Source organism: Parabacteroides sp. CAG:2 (genome assembly GCF_000436315.1).
GTDB lineage: Bacteria > Bacteroidota > Bacteroidia > Bacteroidales > Tannerellaceae > Parabacteroides > Parabacteroides distasonis.
Map to the genome: position 1 here is coordinate 71,346 of NZ_FR885271.1, position 20,787 is coordinate 92,132.

At 47.3% G+C, this 20,787-nt stretch carries 19 protein-coding genes; 13 read left to right on the top strand and 6 right to left on the bottom strand.

What is annotated here, in order from left to right; all coding sequences use genetic code 11:
- Positions 1–15: 15 nt before the first annotated feature.
- The 11 genes from QVP94_RS04175 to bioD all read left to right on the top strand — a co-directional run bounded on the left by QVP94_RS04175 (position 16) and on the right by bioD (position 11,776).
- Positions 16–1,662 (top strand): RagB/SusD family nutrient uptake outer membrane protein, encoded by a 1,647-nt coding sequence (locus QVP94_RS04175; protein ID WP_022192032.1) that lies wholly within the window; start codon positions 16–18, stop codon positions 1,660–1,662.
- 86 nt (positions 1,663–1,748) lie between these two features.
- Positions 1,749–2,489: an endonuclease/exonuclease/phosphatase family protein gene (locus QVP94_RS04180; RefSeq protein WP_009018206.1), complete on the top strand. Its 741-nt coding sequence runs from the start codon at positions 1,749–1,751 to the stop codon at positions 2,487–2,489.
- 160 nt (positions 2,490–2,649) lie between these two features.
- Positions 2,650–3,717 (top strand): DUF4831 family protein, encoded by a 1,068-nt coding sequence (locus tag QVP94_RS04185; protein ID WP_005854780.1) that lies wholly within the window; start codon positions 2,650–2,652, stop codon positions 3,715–3,717.
- 26 nt (positions 3,718–3,743) lie between these two features.
- Entirely contained in the window at positions 3,744–5,399 is a 1,656-nt protein-coding gene (locus QVP94_RS04190; RefSeq protein WP_022192033.1) for a peptide MFS transporter, read from the top strand.
- 24 nt (positions 5,400–5,423) lie between these two features.
- Positions 5,424–5,924, top strand: coding sequence for a hypothetical protein (locus tag QVP94_RS04195; protein WP_022192034.1), 501 nt, complete (start codon positions 5,424–5,426; stop codon positions 5,922–5,924).
- 35 nt (positions 5,925–5,959) lie between these two features.
- Positions 5,960–6,943 carry a biotin synthase BioB gene (gene bioB, locus QVP94_RS04200; protein WP_022192035.1) on the top strand — a complete coding sequence of 328 codons (984 nt, stop codon included), beginning with the start codon at positions 5,960–5,962 and terminating at the stop codon, positions 6,941–6,943.
- A complete protein-coding gene (gene bioA / locus QVP94_RS04205) occupies positions 6,940–8,220 on the top strand; it encodes an adenosylmethionine--8-amino-7-oxononanoate transaminase (RefSeq protein WP_022192036.1) in 1,281 nt (426 codons plus the stop codon). Before bioB ends, bioA begins: the two co-directional genes overlap by 4 nt.
- 30 nt (positions 8,221–8,250) lie before the next feature.
- Positions 8,251–9,414 carry an 8-amino-7-oxononanoate synthase gene (locus QVP94_RS04210; protein ID WP_022192037.1) on the top strand — a complete coding sequence of 388 codons (1,164 nt, stop codon included), beginning with the start codon at positions 8,251–8,253 and terminating at the stop codon, positions 9,412–9,414.
- A gap of 44 nt (positions 9,415–9,458) precedes the next feature.
- Positions 9,459–10,124 (top strand): DUF452 family protein, encoded by a 666-nt coding sequence (locus tag QVP94_RS04215; RefSeq protein WP_022192038.1) that lies wholly within the window; start codon positions 9,459–9,461, stop codon positions 10,122–10,124.
- Positions 10,115–10,876, top strand: coding sequence for a malonyl-ACP O-methyltransferase BioC (gene bioC / locus QVP94_RS04220; protein WP_022192039.1), 762 nt, complete (start codon positions 10,115–10,117; stop codon positions 10,874–10,876). The genes QVP94_RS04215 and bioC overlap by 10 nt, the downstream gene beginning before the upstream one ends.
- Before the next feature lie 219 nt (positions 10,877–11,095).
- Positions 11,096–11,776 (top strand): dethiobiotin synthase, encoded by a 681-nt coding sequence (gene bioD / locus QVP94_RS04225; RefSeq protein ID WP_005854764.1) that lies wholly within the window; start codon positions 11,096–11,098, stop codon positions 11,774–11,776.
- A 7-nt stretch (positions 11,777–11,783) separates the two neighbouring features.
- On the opposite strand, the gene QVP94_RS04230 is transcribed toward bioD, so the two are convergent.
- Positions 11,784–12,176 carry a YkvA family protein gene (locus QVP94_RS04230; protein ID WP_005854762.1) on the bottom strand — a complete coding sequence of 131 codons (393 nt, stop codon included), beginning with the start codon at positions 12,174–12,176 and terminating at the stop codon, positions 11,784–11,786.
- A 237-nt stretch (positions 12,177–12,413) separates the two neighbouring features.
- Here QVP94_RS04230 and QVP94_RS04235 point away from each other — a divergent pair, with 237 nt between their 5' ends.
- Together QVP94_RS04235 and QVP94_RS04240 are read left to right on the top strand one after the other, a co-directional pair.
- Positions 12,414–15,500, top strand: coding sequence for a SusC/RagA family TonB-linked outer membrane protein (locus tag QVP94_RS04235; protein WP_005854760.1), 3,087 nt, complete (start codon positions 12,414–12,416; stop codon positions 15,498–15,500).
- 33 nt (positions 15,501–15,533) lie between these two features.
- On the top strand, positions 15,534–17,021 hold the full coding sequence (locus QVP94_RS04240) for a RagB/SusD family nutrient uptake outer membrane protein (RefSeq protein WP_005854758.1): 1,488 nt from the start codon (positions 15,534–15,536) through the stop codon (positions 17,019–17,021).
- Positions 17,022–17,075: 54 nt separating this feature from the next.
- Here the strand turns inward: QVP94_RS04240 and QVP94_RS04245 are convergent, their stop codons facing one another.
- From QVP94_RS04245 to QVP94_RS04265, 5 genes are all read right to left on the bottom strand, one after another.
- Positions 17,076–17,657, bottom strand: a complete 582-nt coding sequence (locus tag QVP94_RS04245) for a DUF417 family protein (RefSeq protein ID WP_005854756.1) — start codon at positions 17,655–17,657, stop codon at positions 17,076–17,078.
- Between the two features lie 93 nt (positions 17,658–17,750).
- Positions 17,751–18,587: a helix-turn-helix domain-containing protein gene (locus QVP94_RS04250; RefSeq protein ID WP_005854754.1), complete on the bottom strand. Its 837-nt coding sequence runs from the start codon at positions 18,585–18,587 to the stop codon at positions 17,751–17,753.
- Between the two features lie 119 nt (positions 18,588–18,706).
- The gene (trxA, locus tag QVP94_RS04255) at positions 18,707–19,177 is read right to left on the bottom strand and encodes a thioredoxin (RefSeq protein ID WP_005854752.1); all 471 of its coding nucleotides are present in this window, start codon (positions 19,175–19,177) and stop codon (positions 18,707–18,709) included.
- Between the two features lie 218 nt (positions 19,178–19,395).
- Complete coding sequence (locus QVP94_RS04260; RefSeq protein WP_008780172.1) at positions 19,396–20,301, bottom strand: Rossmann-fold NAD(P)-binding domain-containing protein; 906 nt, start codon at positions 20,299–20,301, stop codon at positions 19,396–19,398.
- A 21-nt stretch (positions 20,302–20,322) separates the two neighbouring features.
- Complete coding sequence (locus QVP94_RS04265) at positions 20,323–20,787, bottom strand: DUF6108 family protein (RefSeq protein ID WP_005854747.1); 465 nt, start codon at positions 20,785–20,787, stop codon at positions 20,323–20,325.

Here is a 20,787-nt window from a genome sequence, read left to right on the forward strand (position 1 = left end):
TTAAAATGAATTATTATGAAATCTATAGTTAACATAGGGAAATTACTTGTATCGATCGCATGCGTCGGTGCCCTTACGACAAGCTGTAACAGCGACTTTCTAGACCGCCCGCCATTGGGAACATTGGATGAGGTAACTTATCTGAGTACCAAGGATGCCGGCTACAAACTTTTGGTCAATTGCTATCAGCCCTTACAAGATAGCTGGAACTATCAGGACATGAAATTTGTCTTGGGAGATCAATTGAGCGACGACTGCTCCAAAGGCGGCTCTGATGCAGGAGACCGCGTTCGTATCACGGAAATCGCCCGCGGAACACCAATGGCGACTAATCAAGTCTTGTCCGACCTTTGGACTCATCGCTACCAAACAGCGATCTCAGCCTGCAACGTATTCCTGTCGCTAATCACACCTGAATCAGAATTGATCGATGATGCCGGAGGCTTGGTCAGCACAGAAACCAAACAGCGATGGATCGCAGAGGCTCAATTCATGCGTGCGTTCTATTACTACGACCTAGCTACAATCTTCCAGAATATTCCACTAATTGACAAGCCCATGGAAGTCGTCGACAAAAGTACGATCACGAAATCCAGCAAAGAGGAGGTCATGAACTTTATCCTGAAAGACCTGAACACCGCAATCGCCGAACCTAATCTACCTAATGCAAAAAGCCTTCCGACCAGCGAGATTGGGCGAATCACCAAAGAGGCCGCCATGGCTTTCCGTGCTAGGGTATTGATGTTCTACGGCAACTACGGAGAGGCTCTGAAAGACCTGAAGGCAGTTGTCGAATCCGGAAGCTATGAATTAGTAGATGACTACGAGAAGCTATTCAATAACGCCACAGAGGGCTATATGTCAAAAGAGTCCGTCTTCATCACCCTGCGCTCTTACATTCCTAGCTACACTAGCGGTAGCGTTTGTCCACAAATGAATGTCGGTCGCGGTATTGCCGGCGGATGGGGCGGCGAGTGTCCGACGAAGGATTTGGTAGACGAATATGAGGTAGGCGATCCACGCTTGGTACACACGGTATTGTCATCCGGCGATATATTCGTCAAGAACGATGGTTCCGAAGAGGTACACGACTATTCCGGCTACGACAATTTCCCACAGCAACACAGCCGTAAGCAGTATCCAGACTTCTCCAGACGGCCACTAAACGATTTATTGAACACGGATTGGACCCACTATCACATCCGCTATGCCGATGTATTGCTGATGTACGCTGAATGCCTGATCGAGACGGATGGCGACAAACAACTAGCGGCCGACCTGATCAACCAAGTACGTTATCGTGCCTTCGTGACAACCTCTTTGACAGATAGCTACGCTAAATACCGTAAGTTCAACCTCAAGGAGAGCGATCGAGTGACCGAGGATACTTTCAACGCTAAGTATAAAGTGAAAGCTTCCGATGATCTGCGTGCCGCCGTTCGCCACGAACGCCGTATCGAACTTGCAGGCGAGGGATTACGCTTCTACGACTTAATTCGCTGGGGCACCTTCGTATCTACAATGCAGAAATTCGGCAAGACTGATGAGGGCAAGTATTCCGGTGCCGGGACACTCGTCACCGATAAGACATACCCCTACCCGATTCCACAAAGCGAGATCGACTATGTAGGAGGCGCATTAACACAGAACGATAATTATTAATCTTCAATTTTTATTACTGTAGCCCCCGCAGATAGTCCTTCTTGTTGTCTGCGGGGGTTTCTATTCACGAAATACCTTAGAAATCCATGAAACGAATCTTATTTCTCCTAACCATCGCCCTCCTAAATTTGGGAAGTGGCCTATGCAAGACACGACAATCGTTAAGAATCATGAGCTACAACATCCGCATCGGGATCGGTATGGACCAACAGACCAATTTGAAGCGAATCGCTGAAGTGATCAACAAGATCCAGCCGGACTATGTCGGGCTACAAGAGGTGGACAGTGTATGCGAACGCTCTGGATGGATCAACCAATATGCAGAATTGGCACGGTTGACCGGCATGTATCCAATCTTCGCACCTGCCACAGAACGTTCTAAGGGATTATACGGAATCGCCGCACTCTCCCGCAAAAAACCTCGCAGCTACCAATACATACCTCTGCCGGGAAAGGAAGAGCCACGTACCTTCCTTTGTCTCGAATATCCGAACTATACCTTGTGTAACACACATTTCTCGCTCGACCCAGACTCTCGCCTGGCCTCTATACGACTCATCAATGAGACGATGAAAAGCGAAAACAAACCAATCCTGATCACCGGAGACTTCAACATGGAGCCAGACTCTAAGGAATTCAAGGCGATGAAACAAACGTGGAGGCTCTTATCCGACCCTACGTTAGAGACCTACCCCTCGGATCATCCCCGTTTGCGTTTAGATTATATCTTCGGCGACCTAAGGCATGAATTTAGGATTATCAACGACCAAGTGATCGATATCCAGTCGTCCGATCACCTGCCGATCTATATAGACGTGCTATTTTAAGCTTTCTCCCCCGGACATCCTCAGAATCCCGAACAATGCGAATCTAGAAATTCTTAATGTTGTCCGGGATTTTCATGCAATAAGAATACTTCCAATTGGTTTTAAGCAAAATATTTCCTAGTTTTGCGCAATAATATACAGAATTAAAATAAACTGGGATATGAAGAATATAATCATTATAGCTAGTTTACTCCTCGGGATGCCGCTTATGGCACAAACCAAGGTGGTAAAAAAGAACGCTGTAAAAGCCAATAATTTCGGAATCACCTACTCGTTGCCCAAGACCTCGCTAGTCGTAGACGCCGAAGTGACGAAAGTAACTTGCAAAGCCGGGCCTTACTATCAATATGCAGAGAAGTATCTAGGCGTAAAGGATGCGGTCACGGAAGACAAGGTTTATTTCGATCTCGGAAAAATCAGTCTGATCAACCGGGGATTACCCGATGCGGATAATACCTATATCGTAGAATTCAAACAAGGTACGGTCGCCCCTTACGCTTATCTTACCGAAGATGGATTATTATGCTCGATAAACGCAGAATATACACCAGTTGAATCCGAGCTAGATGCCGCAAAGAAAAATAAAGGCTCCCAACAAAAAGTGACAGACGCTTCCGTTTTCTCAGAGGAATTACTAATGGCAGGCTCCACCGCCAAACAAGCGGAGGTGGCCGCTAAACAAATTTACCGTATCCGGGAAAGCCGTTTGAACATCTTGACCGGCGAGGCGGATAATTTACCTCCCGATGGTGAAGCCATGAAACTGGTGATCCAGCAATTGGAGGAGCAAGAAAAAGCATTAACAAACCTATTCACCGGAATCTTGACCAAAGAAACCGAGCATTATGAGGTAAGTATCATCCCCCACGACAACCTAGATAAAGAAGTATTGTTCCGTTTCTCCAAGCAGCTAGGTATCGTAGACGCTGACGATTTGGGCGGTACCCCTGTCTATATGAACTTGAAAGCGACAGAAAGAGCTCCGATCCTTGATGCCAAGGAAGCCGAGAAGAAAGACAAATCATTGAAAGGAATCGTCTACAATGTTCCGGGAAAAGCCAGCATAGAAATACTAATGAACAAAAAAACGCTCTACAAAGGAGAGGCCCAAATCACTCAATTCGGAACACGGGAAGGATTAGCCCCTGTTATGTTTGAGGATAAGAAAGCCCCCGTCAAAGTTCTTTTCTATCCGGAAACCGGCGCCATAAAGCAAATTATTCAATAAGTATAAACTAATATTATCTAAAACACATGTTACAAGGACAACCTAAAGGTCTCTATGCCCTAGCACTCGCGAACACGGGCGAACGCTTCGGTTATTACACGATGCTTGCGATTTTCACACTATTCTTGCAAGCGAAATTCGGCTATACGGCCGCTGAGACATCAACGATTTTCGCTAGCTTCTTAGCGTTCGTGTATTTTATGCCATTGATTGGCGGTATGATGGCCGATAAGTTCGGTTATGGAAAGATGGTTACCTCGGGTATCATCATCATGTTTGTCGGTTATCTTTTATTAGCCATCCCAACAGATGCCGCCTCGGGAAAAATCATGATGTTCGGCTCGCTAGCGCTAATCGCTTGCGGTACCGGATTATTTAAAGGTAACTTACAAGTGATGGTAGGTAATCTTTATGATGCCCCGGAATATAGAAGTAAACGTGACCAAGCCTTTAGTTTGTTTTATATGGCGATCAATATCGGTGCCATGTACGCACCTACGGCTGCCACTAAAATGACAGACTGGATGTTGGGTAAGTATAACCTTTTCTACGAGTCACAAATTCCGGCACTCGCTCACCAATTCTTAAACGGAACAATCTCCGCAGAGAACAAAGAGGCACTCGCCGCTCTGCAAAGCGCACAAGGTTTCACCGGCGATATGGCTACGTTCTGTTCCACGTATATCGAGAAGTTGTCTGAGGCATACAACTATGGATTCGGTGTGGCTTGTATCTCATTGATCATATCGATGGCTATCTATATGGGATTCCGCTCTACCTTTAAGCATGCGGATGTCAATACCAAACAAGCAAAGGCTTCCCACGCTCCGCAAGAGGAATTGTCACCTGCCGAGACGAAACAACGTATCACCGCCTTGCTGCTGGTATTCGCCGTGGTATTGTTCTTCTGGATGGCTTTCCATCAAAATGGTCTGACAATGACGTTCTTTGCTCGCGACTATACGGCCAACCAAGTGACCGGACTGGATCGTATCGGCTTTGATGTGATTAACTTAACGTTATTGGTTATCGCCGTGTATGGGGGATTCGCTATCGCACAATCCACAACGAGCAAAGGTAAGACGATCGCCAGCATCGTGACCGTGGGCGCATTAGCCGCTCTAGGTATCAAATATATGGCTCTGCCGGAAACCGTAACGATCCTTCCGCAGACCTTCCAGCAATTTAACCCGTTCTTCGTGGTTGTATTGACTCCGGTATCGTTGGCGATCTTTGGTTATCTGGCTAATAAGAAGAAAGAGCCGTCCGCTCCTCGTAAGATCGGATTGGGTATGATGATCGCCGCTTGCGGTTTCTTGATCTTAGCGATCGGTTCTATGGGCTTGCCTACACCGGACGCTTTAGCGGCAGATAGCAAATTGCAGGTATTGGTTTCTCCGAACTGGTTGATCTCGACTTATCTGGTATTGACCTTCGCCGAATTATTGCTTTCTCCGATGGGTATCTCTTTCGTATCCAAAGTGGCTCCTCCTAAATACAAAGGTATGATGATGGGTGGTTGGTTCGTGGCTACGGCTATCGGTAACTATCTGGTCGCTATCATCGGTTATTTGTGGGGAAGCATGCAATTATGGATGGTATGGAGCGTGTTGATCGTTCTTTGCTTACTGTCTGCGTTGTTCATGTTCTCTATCATGAAGAAACTGGATAAAGTGGCTTGACAATTGAGAATTGAAAATTAGAGGATGAGGAAGTCGTATACATATCGTTCGCAGGCACTCCGTTTCAGAAGATGGAGCCGGAAGGCGTATGCGGCTTTCATCAGTATACAGAGGGCTGTTACGATCGGACAATTATCCTTTTCCGTAGCCGATCGCTTCGAGAAAAAGAACCAGTCTTTACATACCGGCATCGGTATGTTCACGGACGGATTTTTCGAAGAGGATGACGAGGAGAGGGAGAATACCGAGGAGAACAAACGGAGCCTCGCAGTATCGCATGGACTGTTTACGGCATTACTCCCGGTATTAGTATCAAATGAGATCGCTCATCCGGCTCATCGTGTAGCTCACTATACATTATATAATATAGTAAAGGCGGGAAGTATTCTTTCGGATACTTCCCGCCTTTCTTATTTCCATCCGGTTGTAGAGACGGGGCACGCCCCGTCTCACTACAGACTAATGCGTACCCTAAGTTACCATTTGGAGGGGATGAGACGGGGCACGCCCCGTCTCTACAACTAGGTATATATATACGTGGAATTATTAAATGAGAGAAAATGACAATAGAAGAAGCAAAGCAGTACATCCTAGAGGGTGGGAAGATTACTGAGGAACAGGCTTTAAGCTTGGTGAATCACCCGGACAAAGAGGCGCTTTACAAGGCCGCCCACCAAATCACCCGCCATTTTATGGGGAATAAGTTCGACACTTGTTCCATCATCAACACCAAAAGCGGTAATTGCAGCGAGGATTGTAAATGGTGCGCACAGTCGGGACATTACAAGACCCTCGTAAACTTATATCCTTTGCTTCCGGCCAAGGAATGTGTCTATCATGCGGTATATAACCGGAAACAGGGTATCCGGCGTTTTGCCTTGGTGACTAGCGGCAAGCGAGTATCGGATAAAGAATTGGAACAGATCACCGATACGATCCGGCAAATCAAGCGGCAAAGCGATATTAAATGCTGTGCCTCCATGGGATTGCTAACCCGCTCCCAACTCCAATCGCTTTACGATAGCGGAGTGGAGAATTATCACTGCAATATCGAGACTGCCCCTTCCTATTTCCGTCAACTCTGTTCCACGCATACGATCGAGCAGAAGATGGAAACCATCCATACCGCCCGGGAAATCGGTTTCCGTATCTGCTGCGGCGGCATTATCGGCATGGGCGAGACGATGGAGGAGCGAATCGAGATGGCTTGTTTCTTACAGCAAGAAGGTGTCTTATCCATCCCTCTCAATTTATTACAGCCGATACCGGGAACTCCTATGGAGAATACACAGATCCTAGAAGAAGAGGAATGGCTAACAACGATCGCCCTTTTCCGCTTGATCAATCCGAACGCATTTCTCCGTTTCTCCGGCGGACGGGCACAATTAAGCGAGGTCACGCAACGGAAATCCCTATATATAGGGATTAACTCCGCGATCATCGGAGACTTATTAACGACTATCGGAAGCAAGGTAGAGGAAGACAAAGTCTTATTTACCTCCGAAGGCTATTCACTCACCGAAAACACCGATTGGGAAAAATGACAACAACCGAACTTTTACAATACGACCGGGATCATCTATGGCATCCCTACACCTCGACCATCGATCCACTTCCCGTCTATCCGGTATCCAAAGCGGAGGGCGTGACGATAACCCTTGCGGACGGCAGGGAGCTAATAGACGGAATGTCTTCTTGGTGGGCGGCAGTCCACGGATACAACCATCCGGTACTTAACGCGGCGGCTAAAGCCCAATTGGATAAGATGAGTCATATCATGTTCGGGGGATTCACGCACGAGCCGGCTGTCGAGTTGGCCGCTAAATTATTACCGCTATTGCCCCCTTCCCTAGAAAAGATATTCCTAGCGGATAGCGGCTCGGTCGCCGTGGAGGTAGCCTTAAAGATGGCGATCCAATACTGGCAGTCCAAAGGCATACCGGGAAAACATACCTTCGCCACGATCCGTAGCGGTTATCACGGGGATACTTGGCACGCCATGTCGGTATGCGATCCGGTGACGGGTATGCATGGGATCTTCTCCGGAAGCCTACCCATCCAATACTTCATACCTCAACCTTCGGTCCGATTCGGCGAGGAATGGAGAGAGGAGGCCATGGCTCCCTTGCGGGATTTACTAGAGCGGCATGCCGACGAGATCGCCGCCTTGATCTTGGAACCGGTCGTACAGGGGGCAGGAGGCATGTATTTCTACTCCCCCACTTTCCTCGTTCGTGCTCGGGAACTTTGCGACCGGTATAACGTCTTATTGATATTCGACGAGATAGCGACAGGCTTCGGACGTACCGGAAAGTTGTTCGCATGGGAACATGCGGGAGTCGAACCCGATATCATGTGTATCGGAAAGGCATTGACGGGAGGTTATCTTACGCTTTCCGCCACGATCACGACGAAGCCGATAGCCGACACGATCTGTTCCGGCGAGGCGGGATGCTTTATGCATGGACCTACGTTTATGGGAAATCCCTTGGCATGCGCTATCGCTTCGGCCTCGATCTCTTTATTGATCGCCAGTCATTGGCAGGAGAAAGTGAAGCTTATAGAGGAACAATTGCGGGCGGAGTTAGCGCCAGCCGCCAAACTGCCTGAAGTCGCTGAGGTACGGGTATTGGGGGCGATCGGGGTGATCGAGATGAAGCATCCGGTGAATATGGCGGTATTGCAACGTCGATTCGTAGAGGAAGGGATATGGGTACGTCCATTCGGACGGCTGGTTTATCTCATGCCTCCTTTCGTTATCTCCACGTATGAACTATCCAGACTAACCTCCGGATTATTGAGAGTATTAACGCATAATTAACATATCTACAACCGGGTAATATATAGATATATGAAATCATATAACGAGCAACTTACGGCTTTACGAGCCTCCGGGAATCTTAGGCACCTACCGGAAGTCGAGCATCAAGGAATATGGATATTAAAAGAGGGAATGCGTATGCTGAATCTCTCTTCCAACGATTATCTTGGATTAGCCAGCCGGCAGGATTTACAAGAGGAGTTTCAAGCATCCACACAAGACCGCTTCTATCCCTACTCCTCCTCATCATCCCGCTTGCTGACGGGTAATTTCTCCGTCTATACGAAACTGGAGAAACAGATCGCCCGCTCCTTCGACCGGGAAGCCGCATTGATCTTCAATAGTGGCTATCATGCCAACACCGGAATCCTCCCGGCCTTAACCGATAAACAGACCTTATTACTCGCCGACAAGCTGGTGCACGCCAGCATCATCGATGGCATCTTGCTGAGTGGTTCCCCATTCCTCCGTTACCGCCACAACGACTATGACCAACTGGAACGCCTCGTACAAAAGAACGCCTGTCAATACGAGACAATCATCATCCTGACCGAAAGCATTTTCAGCATGGACGGGGATGTAGCGGACTTAAACCGCCTGATAGCAATCAAAAGGCAATATCCCAATATCCTATTGTACGTAGACGAGGCTCATGCCATCGGAGCCCGTGGAAAGACGGGGCTAGGTATCGCCGAGGAACAAGGCTGTATCCAAGAGATCGATCTATTGGTCGGTACTTTCGGCAAGGCGTTAGCGTCTATGGGGGCCTATTTGGTTTGTTCCCGTACGATACGGGAATATCTGGTCAATACGATGCGACCGCTCATATTCAGTACGGCCCTGCCACCGTTCCAAATCGCATGGACTTCCTTCATCTGGGAGCAACTCCCCTCGTTCACGAAGGAACGGGAGAATCTTCTAGCGTATAGCCGATTGTTAGCGGAGGCTTTAACGGGCAAAGGAGGCGAGATCAGCCAAAGCCACATCATCCCCTTCATCGTGGGAGAGAGCGAGGATTGCGTACGGAAAGCGGAAGAGCTACAACGAAAAGGCTTCTACTGCCTCCCCGTTCGCCCGCCGACAGTGCCCAAAGGTACCTCCCGTATCCGCTTCTCCCTTACGGCAAACCTCACAATAAAAAATATTCATCAACTGATTGTAGAGACGGGGCGTGCCCCGTCTCCCACCGACTGATAGAGAACTGGATAGATAGTATGTATATAAATTGAATTGATAGTATGTATATAGATAAGATAATAAATAAGCGATCCCCTAGTCTGATCCTCTGTCTCGCCGGCTGGTCCACCTCGCCGGAGCTTTTCCGCCATCTGGAAGTACCGGAGCAGACAGACCTATGGATTGCCTACGATTACAGGACGCTCGGGTTCGAAGAGACATTCGCCCCCTATAAGGAGGTGCATCTGGTCGCTTGGTCTTTAGGCGTATGGGTAGCCACCCGGCTCTGGGCAGGCCACCGATCCTTTACCACGGCGACCGCCCTGAACGGTACCCCTTTTCCCATGCACGATACGCTAGGCATCCCGACCGCGATCTTCGAGGGAACCCTCCATCATATCAGCGAGGAAGGTATGCGTCGCTTTAACCGCAGGATGTGCGGAGACAAGGAGACATTCAATTGCTATTCGGAACTCTCACCACGTCCGCTGGAGGAGATCAAGGAGGAACTGGAATCTCTATATAATCAGATCCTCCCGGAAAAGCTCGAATCAGCCGATCCGCGGATATCCGCCTTCTGGGATCAAGCCATCCTGTCCACCGAAGATAAGATATTCCCGGCAACCAACCTCCGGAACTACTGGCAAGGCCGTTGCCCCATCCAAGAGATCAAGGCGCCTCATCTTCCTTTTTACCACTATCAATCATGGAACGAATTATGGAAGTAATCGAACAAGAACGGATCCGCCGGCGTTTCAGCCAAGCGGTGAATACATACGACGATCACGCGGATGCCCAGAAACGGATATGCGCCCATCTGGTACAGCTATTGACCGTATACACCTCCTCTCATTTCCGCAGGGTGCTGGAAATCGGTTGCGGAAGCGGCGGATTCACCCGTTTATTAAAACAAGAATGCCAAATCGAGGAATGGGTACTCAACGATCTTTGCGAGACTTGGCAAAGCGCCATCGAGGAGTTGTTTCCTTCCGCCCCTCCTCTATTCTTGGCCGGTGATGCCGAGCGACTGGCTTTTCCCGGCACGTTCGACTTGATTGCCTCGGCCTCCGCCCTGCAATGGATGAAAGACCTTCCACGTTTCCTCCATAAGCTATCGTCCACCCTATCGCCCGGAGGCATGCTGGCTTTCAACACCTTCACGCCAGACAACCTTCACGAGATCAAGGAACTGACCGGAGAAGGGCTCACCTATCCTACCGCCGGACAATTAAGGGAGTGGTTATCCACCTACTTCCGGATCGTCCATGAAGAGGAAGGAAATATCGCCCTGACCTTCCGGCACCCGCTGGAGGTGCTAAGACATCTAAAGTACACGGGTGTCACGGCCAACGCCTCTTGCGTCTGGACACGGGGAAAACAGGAACGTTTCTGCCGGGATTATCAAGAGAGATTCCCCTCGGCGGATGGTGGGGTCACATTAACTTACCGTCCACTCTATATCTTAGTGGTCAAAAGATAAAGGTGAGGTAGATCGCCTCTTCCGAGGTATTGATCCTTTCACCTATATGATATGATCGTATCACAAGGGTGAAACGATCTTTTCACAAAGGTGATACGTTCTTTTCACAAAGGTGAAAAGATCAATAGCGCAGAAGAAAAGGAATAAATCTCTTAGAGACAAGGAGTAATATCCATAGAGACAAAAGATTAATCAAGCAACTATTTAAACAACAGAACAATGAACCATCAAACGAAAGAAAATGTATTATTTATCTCCGGCATAGACACGAACGTCGGAAAGACCGTAGCCACCGGAATGATCGCCAAGGCATTGGCGAAAGCCGGAAAGAAAGTGATCACCCAAAAGATGATACAGACCGGATGCGAGCACGTATCGGAGGATATCGAGGCACACCGCCAAATCCAAGGGCTCCCCTTTACCGACGAGGATACGCAAGGACTGACTTGTCCTTATATCTTCACCTATCCCTGCTCTCCTCATATGGCGGCGGCGAAAGATGGAAGACGTATCGATTTAGAAACGATCACCCAAGCCACCCGGCGATTGCGAGAGACCTACGAGTATGTATTACTGGAAGGAGCCGGAGGACTGATGGTTCCGAACGACATGGAATCCCTTACGATCGATTATGTGAAGGAACAGGCGTATCCCCTGATACTAGTCACGTCCGGCAAGCTGGGAAGTATCAATCATACTTTGCTCAGCCTGTACGCCTGCGAGCGATACGGTATCGAGGTAAAAGCCATCGTCTATAACCAATATCCAAGCATCGACCCGCTGATCGAGGCGAATACCTTGGAGTATCTAAAGGCCAAATTCCCGGAGATCCCCTTAATCCTCCTTCCGGAAATGAAAAAGGGAAGCGAGGAGCTTCCCGATATTCGCCCGTTGCTATAACGCCCTATCAAGCCGGATCAGGAAACAGATCCAGTATTTTCTGATCCGCTTTTCTCCGGATCTCCGGTGTAATGCTATCCTTCACCATTTTCAATACGAAAGTCATCACCGCCACATCGTCCGTGAAGCCGATAATGGGGAGCACGCTCTCCGGGATCAAGTCGAAAGGCAATATAAAGTATCCTAAAGCCCCGATTATATAAGCCTTATGTTGAAGAGGTACCTTTTCATCCTGCAACATATAATACAGCGTGAAGACAGGACGCAATACCGTAGCCCCCACTTTCTTCGCTACCCGCTCTATCTTCTTCCAGAAACTCTTCTCCGAGAAATAAGTCCCATATCTTTGTATCTCATGTACTTCCTCGAAAGGAACATCCTCAATCTTTCTTGTGTCCATAAACGAATCCTATTAAATCATCTTTCACAAAGATAACAAGTAGTGTAGAAAAATTGCACATCAAATGAGGAAATATTACACAATGCCACCTCCACACCCGTATTCAAAGCTTTTCGTAATAATCTCATAAGAAAACAATTATAAAGAAATCTACAGGATTTATCACATCTGGCACGTCTTTTTCAGATAATCCTTTAGTTAGTATAGGTATTAATAAGACGTTTTAAACAAAAAGAGATGAGAAATGTAAAAACATGGGGCATACTATTCCTATGTCTACTTCTATTGCCCGGGGTAGCGTATGCACAAAAAAGACAGATCGAAGGAACGGTGATTTCCCAAGAGGACAAGGAGCCTCTGATAGGAGCGACCGTTATCGTAAAAGGGAGCCTGTCGGGAGCAGAGACCGATCTCGACGGGCATTTCACGCTGGAAGTTGATCCTGACGCCAAATTCATTATTGTCGATTACATCGGCATGAAGCAGACCCAAGTACCTATCCCGAAAAGCGGTATCTTAAACGTGGCTTTACAACCGGAGGCGATGAACCTCGATGAGGTCGTGGTAACCGGTTACGGTAACTTCTCACGTTCTTCCTTTACCGGTTCCGCCAACACTTTACGGGCTGACCTACTGAAAGAGATGCCGGTGGTTTCCATAGAACAGAAACTACAAGGCATGACCTCCGGTGTCAATATCACGGGAAGCTCCGGGCAACCGGGAGCGAACGCATCCATCCGTATCCGTGGTATGGGCTCGTTCAACGCATCGAACGAACCTTTGTTTGTGATAGACGGAGTTCCCGTCACCTCGGGAAACCTAAGTACCGGAAGCGGATCGGAGGCCTCCTACATGAACAATGCCAAGACCAACATCATGAGTACGATCAATCCCTCCGATATCGAGAATATCACGGTTATCAAGGATGCCGCCGCCGCCTCCCTTTACGGTTCCCGTGCGGCCAACGGTGTTATCTTGATCACGACCAAACAAGGATCGAAAGGACGTACCCGGGTCACGTTGAACGCTAGCACAGGATTCTCGGACGCAGCGGTAGACTTCCGCCCGACCCTCAACGGAGAGCAACGCCGGGAACTACTTTATGAAGGCTTGGTTAATTACGCGCAAGACCAGATCGCCAAAGATCCCGCATCTTTCACCCAGACTCCGGAAGAGTACGCCAACGCCAATATCGGGGCATACACCTCTGTTCCCGCTTTAGGCTATACCGATTGGAAAGACGTGTTGATGAGACAGGCCGTACATCAAAATTATGAGGCTTCCGTTTCCGGAGGCTCCGAGAACACGACGGTCTACAGCTCCTTGGGTTATCAAAAACAAGAGGGTCTGGTGGAGAACTCATCGATGGAACGATACTCCGGACGCTTTAACGTGCAACAAAAGATCGGCAAACGAGGCGAGGCCGGAGCGAACCTCATGTTCTCGCAAGTGAATCAAGAGATGAACGAGGAACGTACATCCAGTATCAATCCTTTCTATTGCATGGCGGTAGCCACTCCTCCCTCCTACCCGGTATTTAACGAGGATGGTTCCTACGCCAATACCTATCCCGGAACGAACGTAAATCCTTTGCGGGATATGCGTACCGACTATAACCGGGTTCGTATGACCCGTATCTTCGGTACGGCGCACGGTGCGGTAGAGATTATCAAAGGACTTAAATTAAAGGAAGTACTCAGCTATGATTATAGCATCCAGAAGGATGCCCGATATTTCAACGCATTAAGCGGGGCGGGTCCCAAGAGCGGTAGCGATGCCCAATCGTCCAAAGGTTTTATCGAATACGGGAAACTGATCTCTTCTACCTCGTTGAACTACGTGAGGACATTCGCCAACAAACATCATCTGGATGTACTAGCCGCTTATGAGGCGGAAAGTTTCCAGACGGATAAAGCCGCCGGTGAGAAAAGCAAGATGCCGTCCGACCAATTATTTGAGCCGGACAATGCCGCCGTTATAAACAGTTTCGTATCCTCTACACAGGATTATCGGTTGCTTTCTTATCTAACCCGCTTGAATTACGATTACGACAACCGGTATTATATCGCCGGAAGTTTCCGTCGGGATGGTAGTTCCCGATTGGCGCCGGAGCATCGCTGGGGTAATTTCTGGTCGGTCTCAGGCATGTGGCATCTGGGAGCCGAGGATTTCATGAAAGCCGTAAAGCCGGTGTTGAGCGATGTCAAGATCCGTGCCTCTTATGGCGTGAACGGTAATCAGCCGGGATCTTATTACGGTTATATGGGTTTATATAGTTACGGAAAGAACTATATGGATAACCCCGGTTCGTATGAAAGCACACAAGCTAATCCCAATCTAAAATGGGAGAAGAACTATAATATGAACCTCGGACTAGACCTTGCGTTTATCGATCGCATCTTCGTAACGCTCGAGTATTACAATCGTGACACCAAGGATTTGCTTTACAACCGTCCGATCAGCGCCACGACCGGATTCCTGAACTATCTGGGTAATCTGGGGCAGTTAAACAATAAAGGTGTCGAGCTGGAGGTTCGTTCCTTGAATATCTCAAACGCAGATTTTAATTGGACTACGGTATTGAACTTGACACATAACAAGAATAAGATCGTGGCCCTTGATGGTAATCTCGATCAAGTGGTGGAAAGTAGTTGGTTTATCCGGAAAATAGGATTGCCATTCAATACATTCTATGTAAAGGAATTCGCCGGGGTAGATCCCTCGAGCGGAAATGCGCTGTATTATAAAAATACGGAAGACGAGAACGGCAATCTAGACCGCACCTTGACCCAAGATGTCAATGAGGCGCAAGCGGTTCCTTATAAACAAGTAGATCCGAAGATATCCGGCGGCCTTACCAATATCCTTTCTTATAAATGGTTCGACTTGGCCTTTACGCTCTCTTATTCATTGGGCGGCTATTCTTTCGACAAGACCGGTACGTATATCGAGACAGACGGAGCCAGCGAAGGAAACCGCAACCTGCCCATCTATGAGTTAGACCGTTGGCAAAAGCCCGGTGATATCACCGACATTCCCCGTTTCGTATTGGGACGCTCCGACAAAGTGAGCGGTGGTTCCTCTCGCTTCGTACATAGTACGGATCACTTGCGGTTAAAGAACCTGACGTTCGGGTTTACCCTGCCTCATAACTGGACCGATAAAGTCTTGCTGGATAAAGTCCGTGTCTATTTCTCCGGCAGCAACTTGCTGACTTGGGCGAAATGGAAGCAATATGATCCGGAAGTGCCCGTATCCGGCGAGGTATTCTGTGAGACACCGCCCATGCGCACCTTTAGTTTCGGCGTGGAAGTTAATTTCTAAACACAACAATTCATTCGATAAAAAAGAAATACAATGAAATGGTCAATTAAATATATCGTAAGCGCTCTTCCTTTCTTATTCACGGCTTGCTCCGGAGATTGGCTGGATCTGGATCCCTCCACTTCCGTGACCAGCGATAACGCTATTCAGTCACTGGAAGACGCTAAAACCGCATTAAATGGAATCTATCGCATAGCATCCGAGCATAGTTATTATGGAGACAACTACCTCTATTATGCCGACTGCCGTGGCGAAGACGTACAAGCTCGTATTGACAAAGGTCCCGGCAGACGTGTATCTCCGTACTATCTGTTCAACGTAGCCGCCGACGACGCTTTTAATATCACGAGAGTATGGAACCAACCCTATATCGTGATTCATCAAGCGAACAGCTTAATCGAGAAAATAGACAACGGTAGCGTCCAAACCTCCGACACGCAAGAAATCGCCCGTATAAAAGCAGAGGCGTTGGCTATGCGTGGCTTGGCCTTATTCGATTTAACCCGTCTCTTTGGCATGCCTTATACACTGGATAATGGGGCGTCCTTGGGTGTTCCCATCGAGATCAAGACGGAGTTGCCGACTCACCAACCGTCTCGCAACACGGTAGCCGAATGCTACAACCAAGTGATCAAAGACCTGACCGAAGCCTTACCCAACCTTGTTACAACCAAATTCGACGGTCACCAAAATGTATGGAGCGTGAAAGCACTTCTATCTCGTATCTATTTATATATGAACGATAACGAGAACGCCCTTAAATACGCTCAAGAAGTAATCAATAACGGAGATCTTTATACCTTGTTCACGCACGATGAGTATACCTCCGTATGGGGAAAAGACTTCAATTCCGAATCCCTGTTCGAGTTCTACTTTACGCTTACCGAGCCTTCCGGCGGTAGTGGCGGAGAAGGCGCTCCCATGGTATATGCCGATAACGTGAAAGATTGGAACAATTTGGTCTTGACGAAAGATTTCTTGGATTTACTGGGTGAAGACCCGGATGATGTTCGCCATGCCTTATGCCGCTTACCTCAAAAACCGGACGAGGATATCCTTCCAACCGGTTCGACCGGACATCCTAAATATCTGACGAAGTATCCCGGAAAAACAGGAGATGTATTGACCGGCAATCCGCAAGACAATGACCTATGCATCATCCGTCTGTCCGAGATATACTTAAATGCGGCCGAGGCGGCTTTCAAGCTAGGAAAACGTAGCGAGGCGTTAGGCTACCTGAATCAAATCGTAAGCCGAGCCAACCCCAATAAATCCGTTAGCGACTCCGAGCTTTCCCTAGAGAGAATCCTTAAAGAACGCCGCAAAGAATTGGTTGGCGAAGGACATGCGTTCTTTGATTACATGCGTAACAATATTCCGGTAATCCGCAAGGGCGGTTGGCATTTACCGCAATTACCTACCGACGCACAGGTGATCAACGCTTCCGATCCCCGGGTAGCACTCCCGATTCCGCAAAGCGAGATCGACGCAAACCCGAATATCGTACAGAATAAACGGTAACCAACAAGAAAAAGGGGAATGGCATTAAAACCATTCCCCTTTTTCTTGTTTCGCTTATTTCTTTTTCAAGATCCGTTGCGCCGAATCCGACAGCACCACGATCGCACCGGCCAGTATCGCCGTATCTTTTATCACCAATCGCCCGGCCCCCGATAATAACGGGAAACCAAATTCCCCGCTGCCGAGATTAGGTACCCAGACCTCCGGAGTCGTGACCAAGAAGGACAACGTCCCGAACGTCATGATTATAGCCAACCCCGCTCCTACCAAACCGATCTTCGGCGAGAAAATGCCGAGGAAAGTCAAGATACCAATCGCCATGATCAAGATTCCCAAGCCACGAGAGAAGCCATACGTGTTATTCTCTTGATGCCACTCATGCTTCGCTTGATCGAACTCACCCTCTTTTAATTTATACGTCTTATATTCGGGAGCGCTTTTTGTATAGAAGAAACTCATGAAAGGGCTGTTCGCCACAAACGGAACGATGCCTTCCGCTTCATAATTCCAGAACTTCAAACCGCCGATCCACACAAATATGATCAAGATCGATATACGGATCAAATTAATACCTAGCTTCTGAGTAGAGGCCGCCACTTGCAAAAACGAGTAAAACAGGTCATTCAACTTTTTCATCTTATTATTTGTTTTATAGTATTGAACTTATACCGCAAAGATCGGTAGAAACACCTATCCCGTAAATGGCGATTTTACCGGATGAGTTAGCAATTATTCCTGTTTCTCTCTTTTCCGGTACTCAGAGACGCTTTCTCCCGTCATTTTCTTGAAAAAACGGCTGAATGTGGCTTGATCCTCGAAGCCCAAGATCTCCGTGATTTCCTTCGCACTCTTCTGGCTATATAATAGCAATCGTTTGGCCTCAGCCTCAATTCGTTCATGAATGATCCGCAACGGGGAAGGTAATCCGCAAGTCGTAAAAAGATTGGATAAGGTTTTTGGGGAGCGATGCAGCATATTCGCATAATCTTGGACCATCTTCTTTTCTTTAAAATGGTTATCTACCAATACATAGAACTGGCGAACCATATCGAACGCCTTTTCCCGTTCCGGGCTTACCGAAAACTTCTCACGTGCGATCCGGGTGCACAAAATAATGAAACGTTTCAGTAAGATACGCAGCATCTCCTCTTGCAAATTATCCTTTATGGCGTACTCACTCGTTAGGCTGTCGGTGATATCGCGCAAAGAGGCAACTTGGGATTCGCTCAATTTCAATTGCATCACATTGGAAGTCCCGTTAAAAAGAAAACCATTACACGACACCTCATTGTCATGTCCGAAAATACAATAGAAGTTACTGTTAAACAGAAGGGTCAAGTACTCGCCATTGATCGCCTTGAACTCGATATGGTGCAAAGGAGTCAAGGGAATAATCTCACCTTTCATTAAGGTAGTCGGTACGTGATCGATCTCCAGTTGCAACGAACCGCTTTGTACCCAAATAAACTTGTAAAGCGTATTATCTTTCTGCAAAGCAAGGTTCGTGTGATACGAATCGGTCAACGCTATATTACCTCTTAAGCGAGTATTAAAAATATATTCCATAGATTTCTTCCGGATTTTAAGACGGATAAAGATAACAATATTATATAAACAAAAAGCGGAAGTTCACTTTATTCCCAGCAAACTTCCGCGTCACTAATCCCCAAAACACACTATACGAGTTATTTCGACTCTAATAAAATATCATCTACCAATTTCTTCAACTCATTCTTCGGCATAGCCCCTTGAACCATACTCGGTTCTTTCTTCATCGGTACAAACAATAAAGAAGGAATACTACGGATACCGAAAACACTCGCTAAATCCGCCTCTTTATCGACATTCACCTTATATACGTTGATTTTACCCTCGTACTCTTTGCTGATCTCATCCAAGATAGGAGACATCATCTTACAAGGGCCACACCAAGTGGCATAGAAATCGATAACCGCAGGTTTATCACCCTCGAACTTCCATGCGTTCGGGTTTGTCTCAAAGTCATACACTTTCTTTACGAAATCTTCTTGTGTTAATTCTGTTACTGTCATTTTATTTTCTGTTTTATTGTTATTATTCTTATTTCCATTACTAGCGTTCGCCATTCCTACCAAAAGACTTGCGAACAATACGGCACCGACCTTAATAAAACCCATCTTGAACCTCCTTTTTATTTATTACTTTGTCTTCTATTTATATTGCAAAGTTCATCTTATTTCCACGATTAAGAAATGGCCATATCGCCGGATAAGTTTGCAATACTTCCCGATCCCCATCAAAAAAGTATAAAATAAGTTTTTTCAAGATAAATGCCGAACCTTGCTAACAAGATCCGGCATATCGTACGTTCTTTATCTCGCAAAAACTCAACGACCTACAAATGCAACTGCAAGCCGATAGAAACCGGATGCACCTTCGGACCTTTCCCATTTTCAAAGAGGTCGATCGGTGAGTACTTGGCGTAAAGACCGATCCAATCCCAACCGGCTTGAAATAAGAAATCCATAGTTACCGGACGGATATTCATACCGGAATCCATTTTCTCTTTGTGCTTTTTACCGGAAGCGTCATTATATACGATCTTCGAGGAAGAACAAGTCTTGATCACACCGACTACACCCGCAGACAAGAAGAATTCACTCGAACGCTTTTTAGGTTGCCATTCCAATAACAACGGAATGGTCAGACTCGTGATATTCAGCTTACTCGCTTTCAACGTAACACTCTCAGGAGCCGGACGTAAAGCCGTAACACCGTCTATCTCCTTGAAATACTCATTCGTATCTATCCGGTAACGGCTCCAACGCATACCGGCACCGATCACCACCGCCCAACGATACCGAGAGAACGGGAACGCTTTTTCCAATACATTCAAATTATATTCCAATGAGTTTCCACTACGAAGGGAGACTCCGTCTACATCATTTACATGTAAACTCCCATCCGCGAAGTTCGCGAAGCCCATTCCAAAACCGGCCCAATGCGGATTGAAGTCTTTATCCCAAGTAGGCACAGGGATATTGATAGACTTCACGTGTTTACGGCGTTCATAGCTTTGTCCGTCCCGGTAATGCCCTTCGAAGATCAACTCGTCGTCCACGGAATCACCATCCTCGTCTACCTCATACACCCTGACTTTCATGCGATCGCCATTATCTTTCACCTCGATACGTTTTCTCTCAAGGGTGATAATCGTATCCCCAGCCAAAGGCTCAACCTCAGCGGCCATCAACCCGATTACCGGGAAGCAAGCCATTAAGACTAAAAGTATTCTTTTCATCTTCCTATCTGTTTTGTTTGTTTATAAATCTTTCTTCGTAAATAATAGCGTGATTAAATCATCACTATCCAAATCTCCCTCAATGTACACCAAGGTTATTACCCCTTTCTTGCTGACCTTAAAAAGGACAAAACGGTTGATATCTGCTTCTACGCCCTTCAACTGGTAATAAGCGGAGACTACCCCTCCATCGTCCGTCACCTCTTTGATCTTCCGGGCCCCTTTCTGGTCCGCTTCCAGACATTGGCGGGTAAACCGCAGGGCTTCCGGATCATCTTTGATCGTAATACTCTTATAACGAGTCATGCCATACGTTTCCAACATCTCGTTAGACAACTCCACCATCGTGACATTACGTTTTTTGCCATATCGTTGAAAGACTTCCTGAATCTTCAAATCTTTCTGTGTCTCGGCAGCCGAGACACCACAAGGCATTAAGCAAAATACCGCCACCAGCAACCATAACATGTATTTGAACCGTCTCAT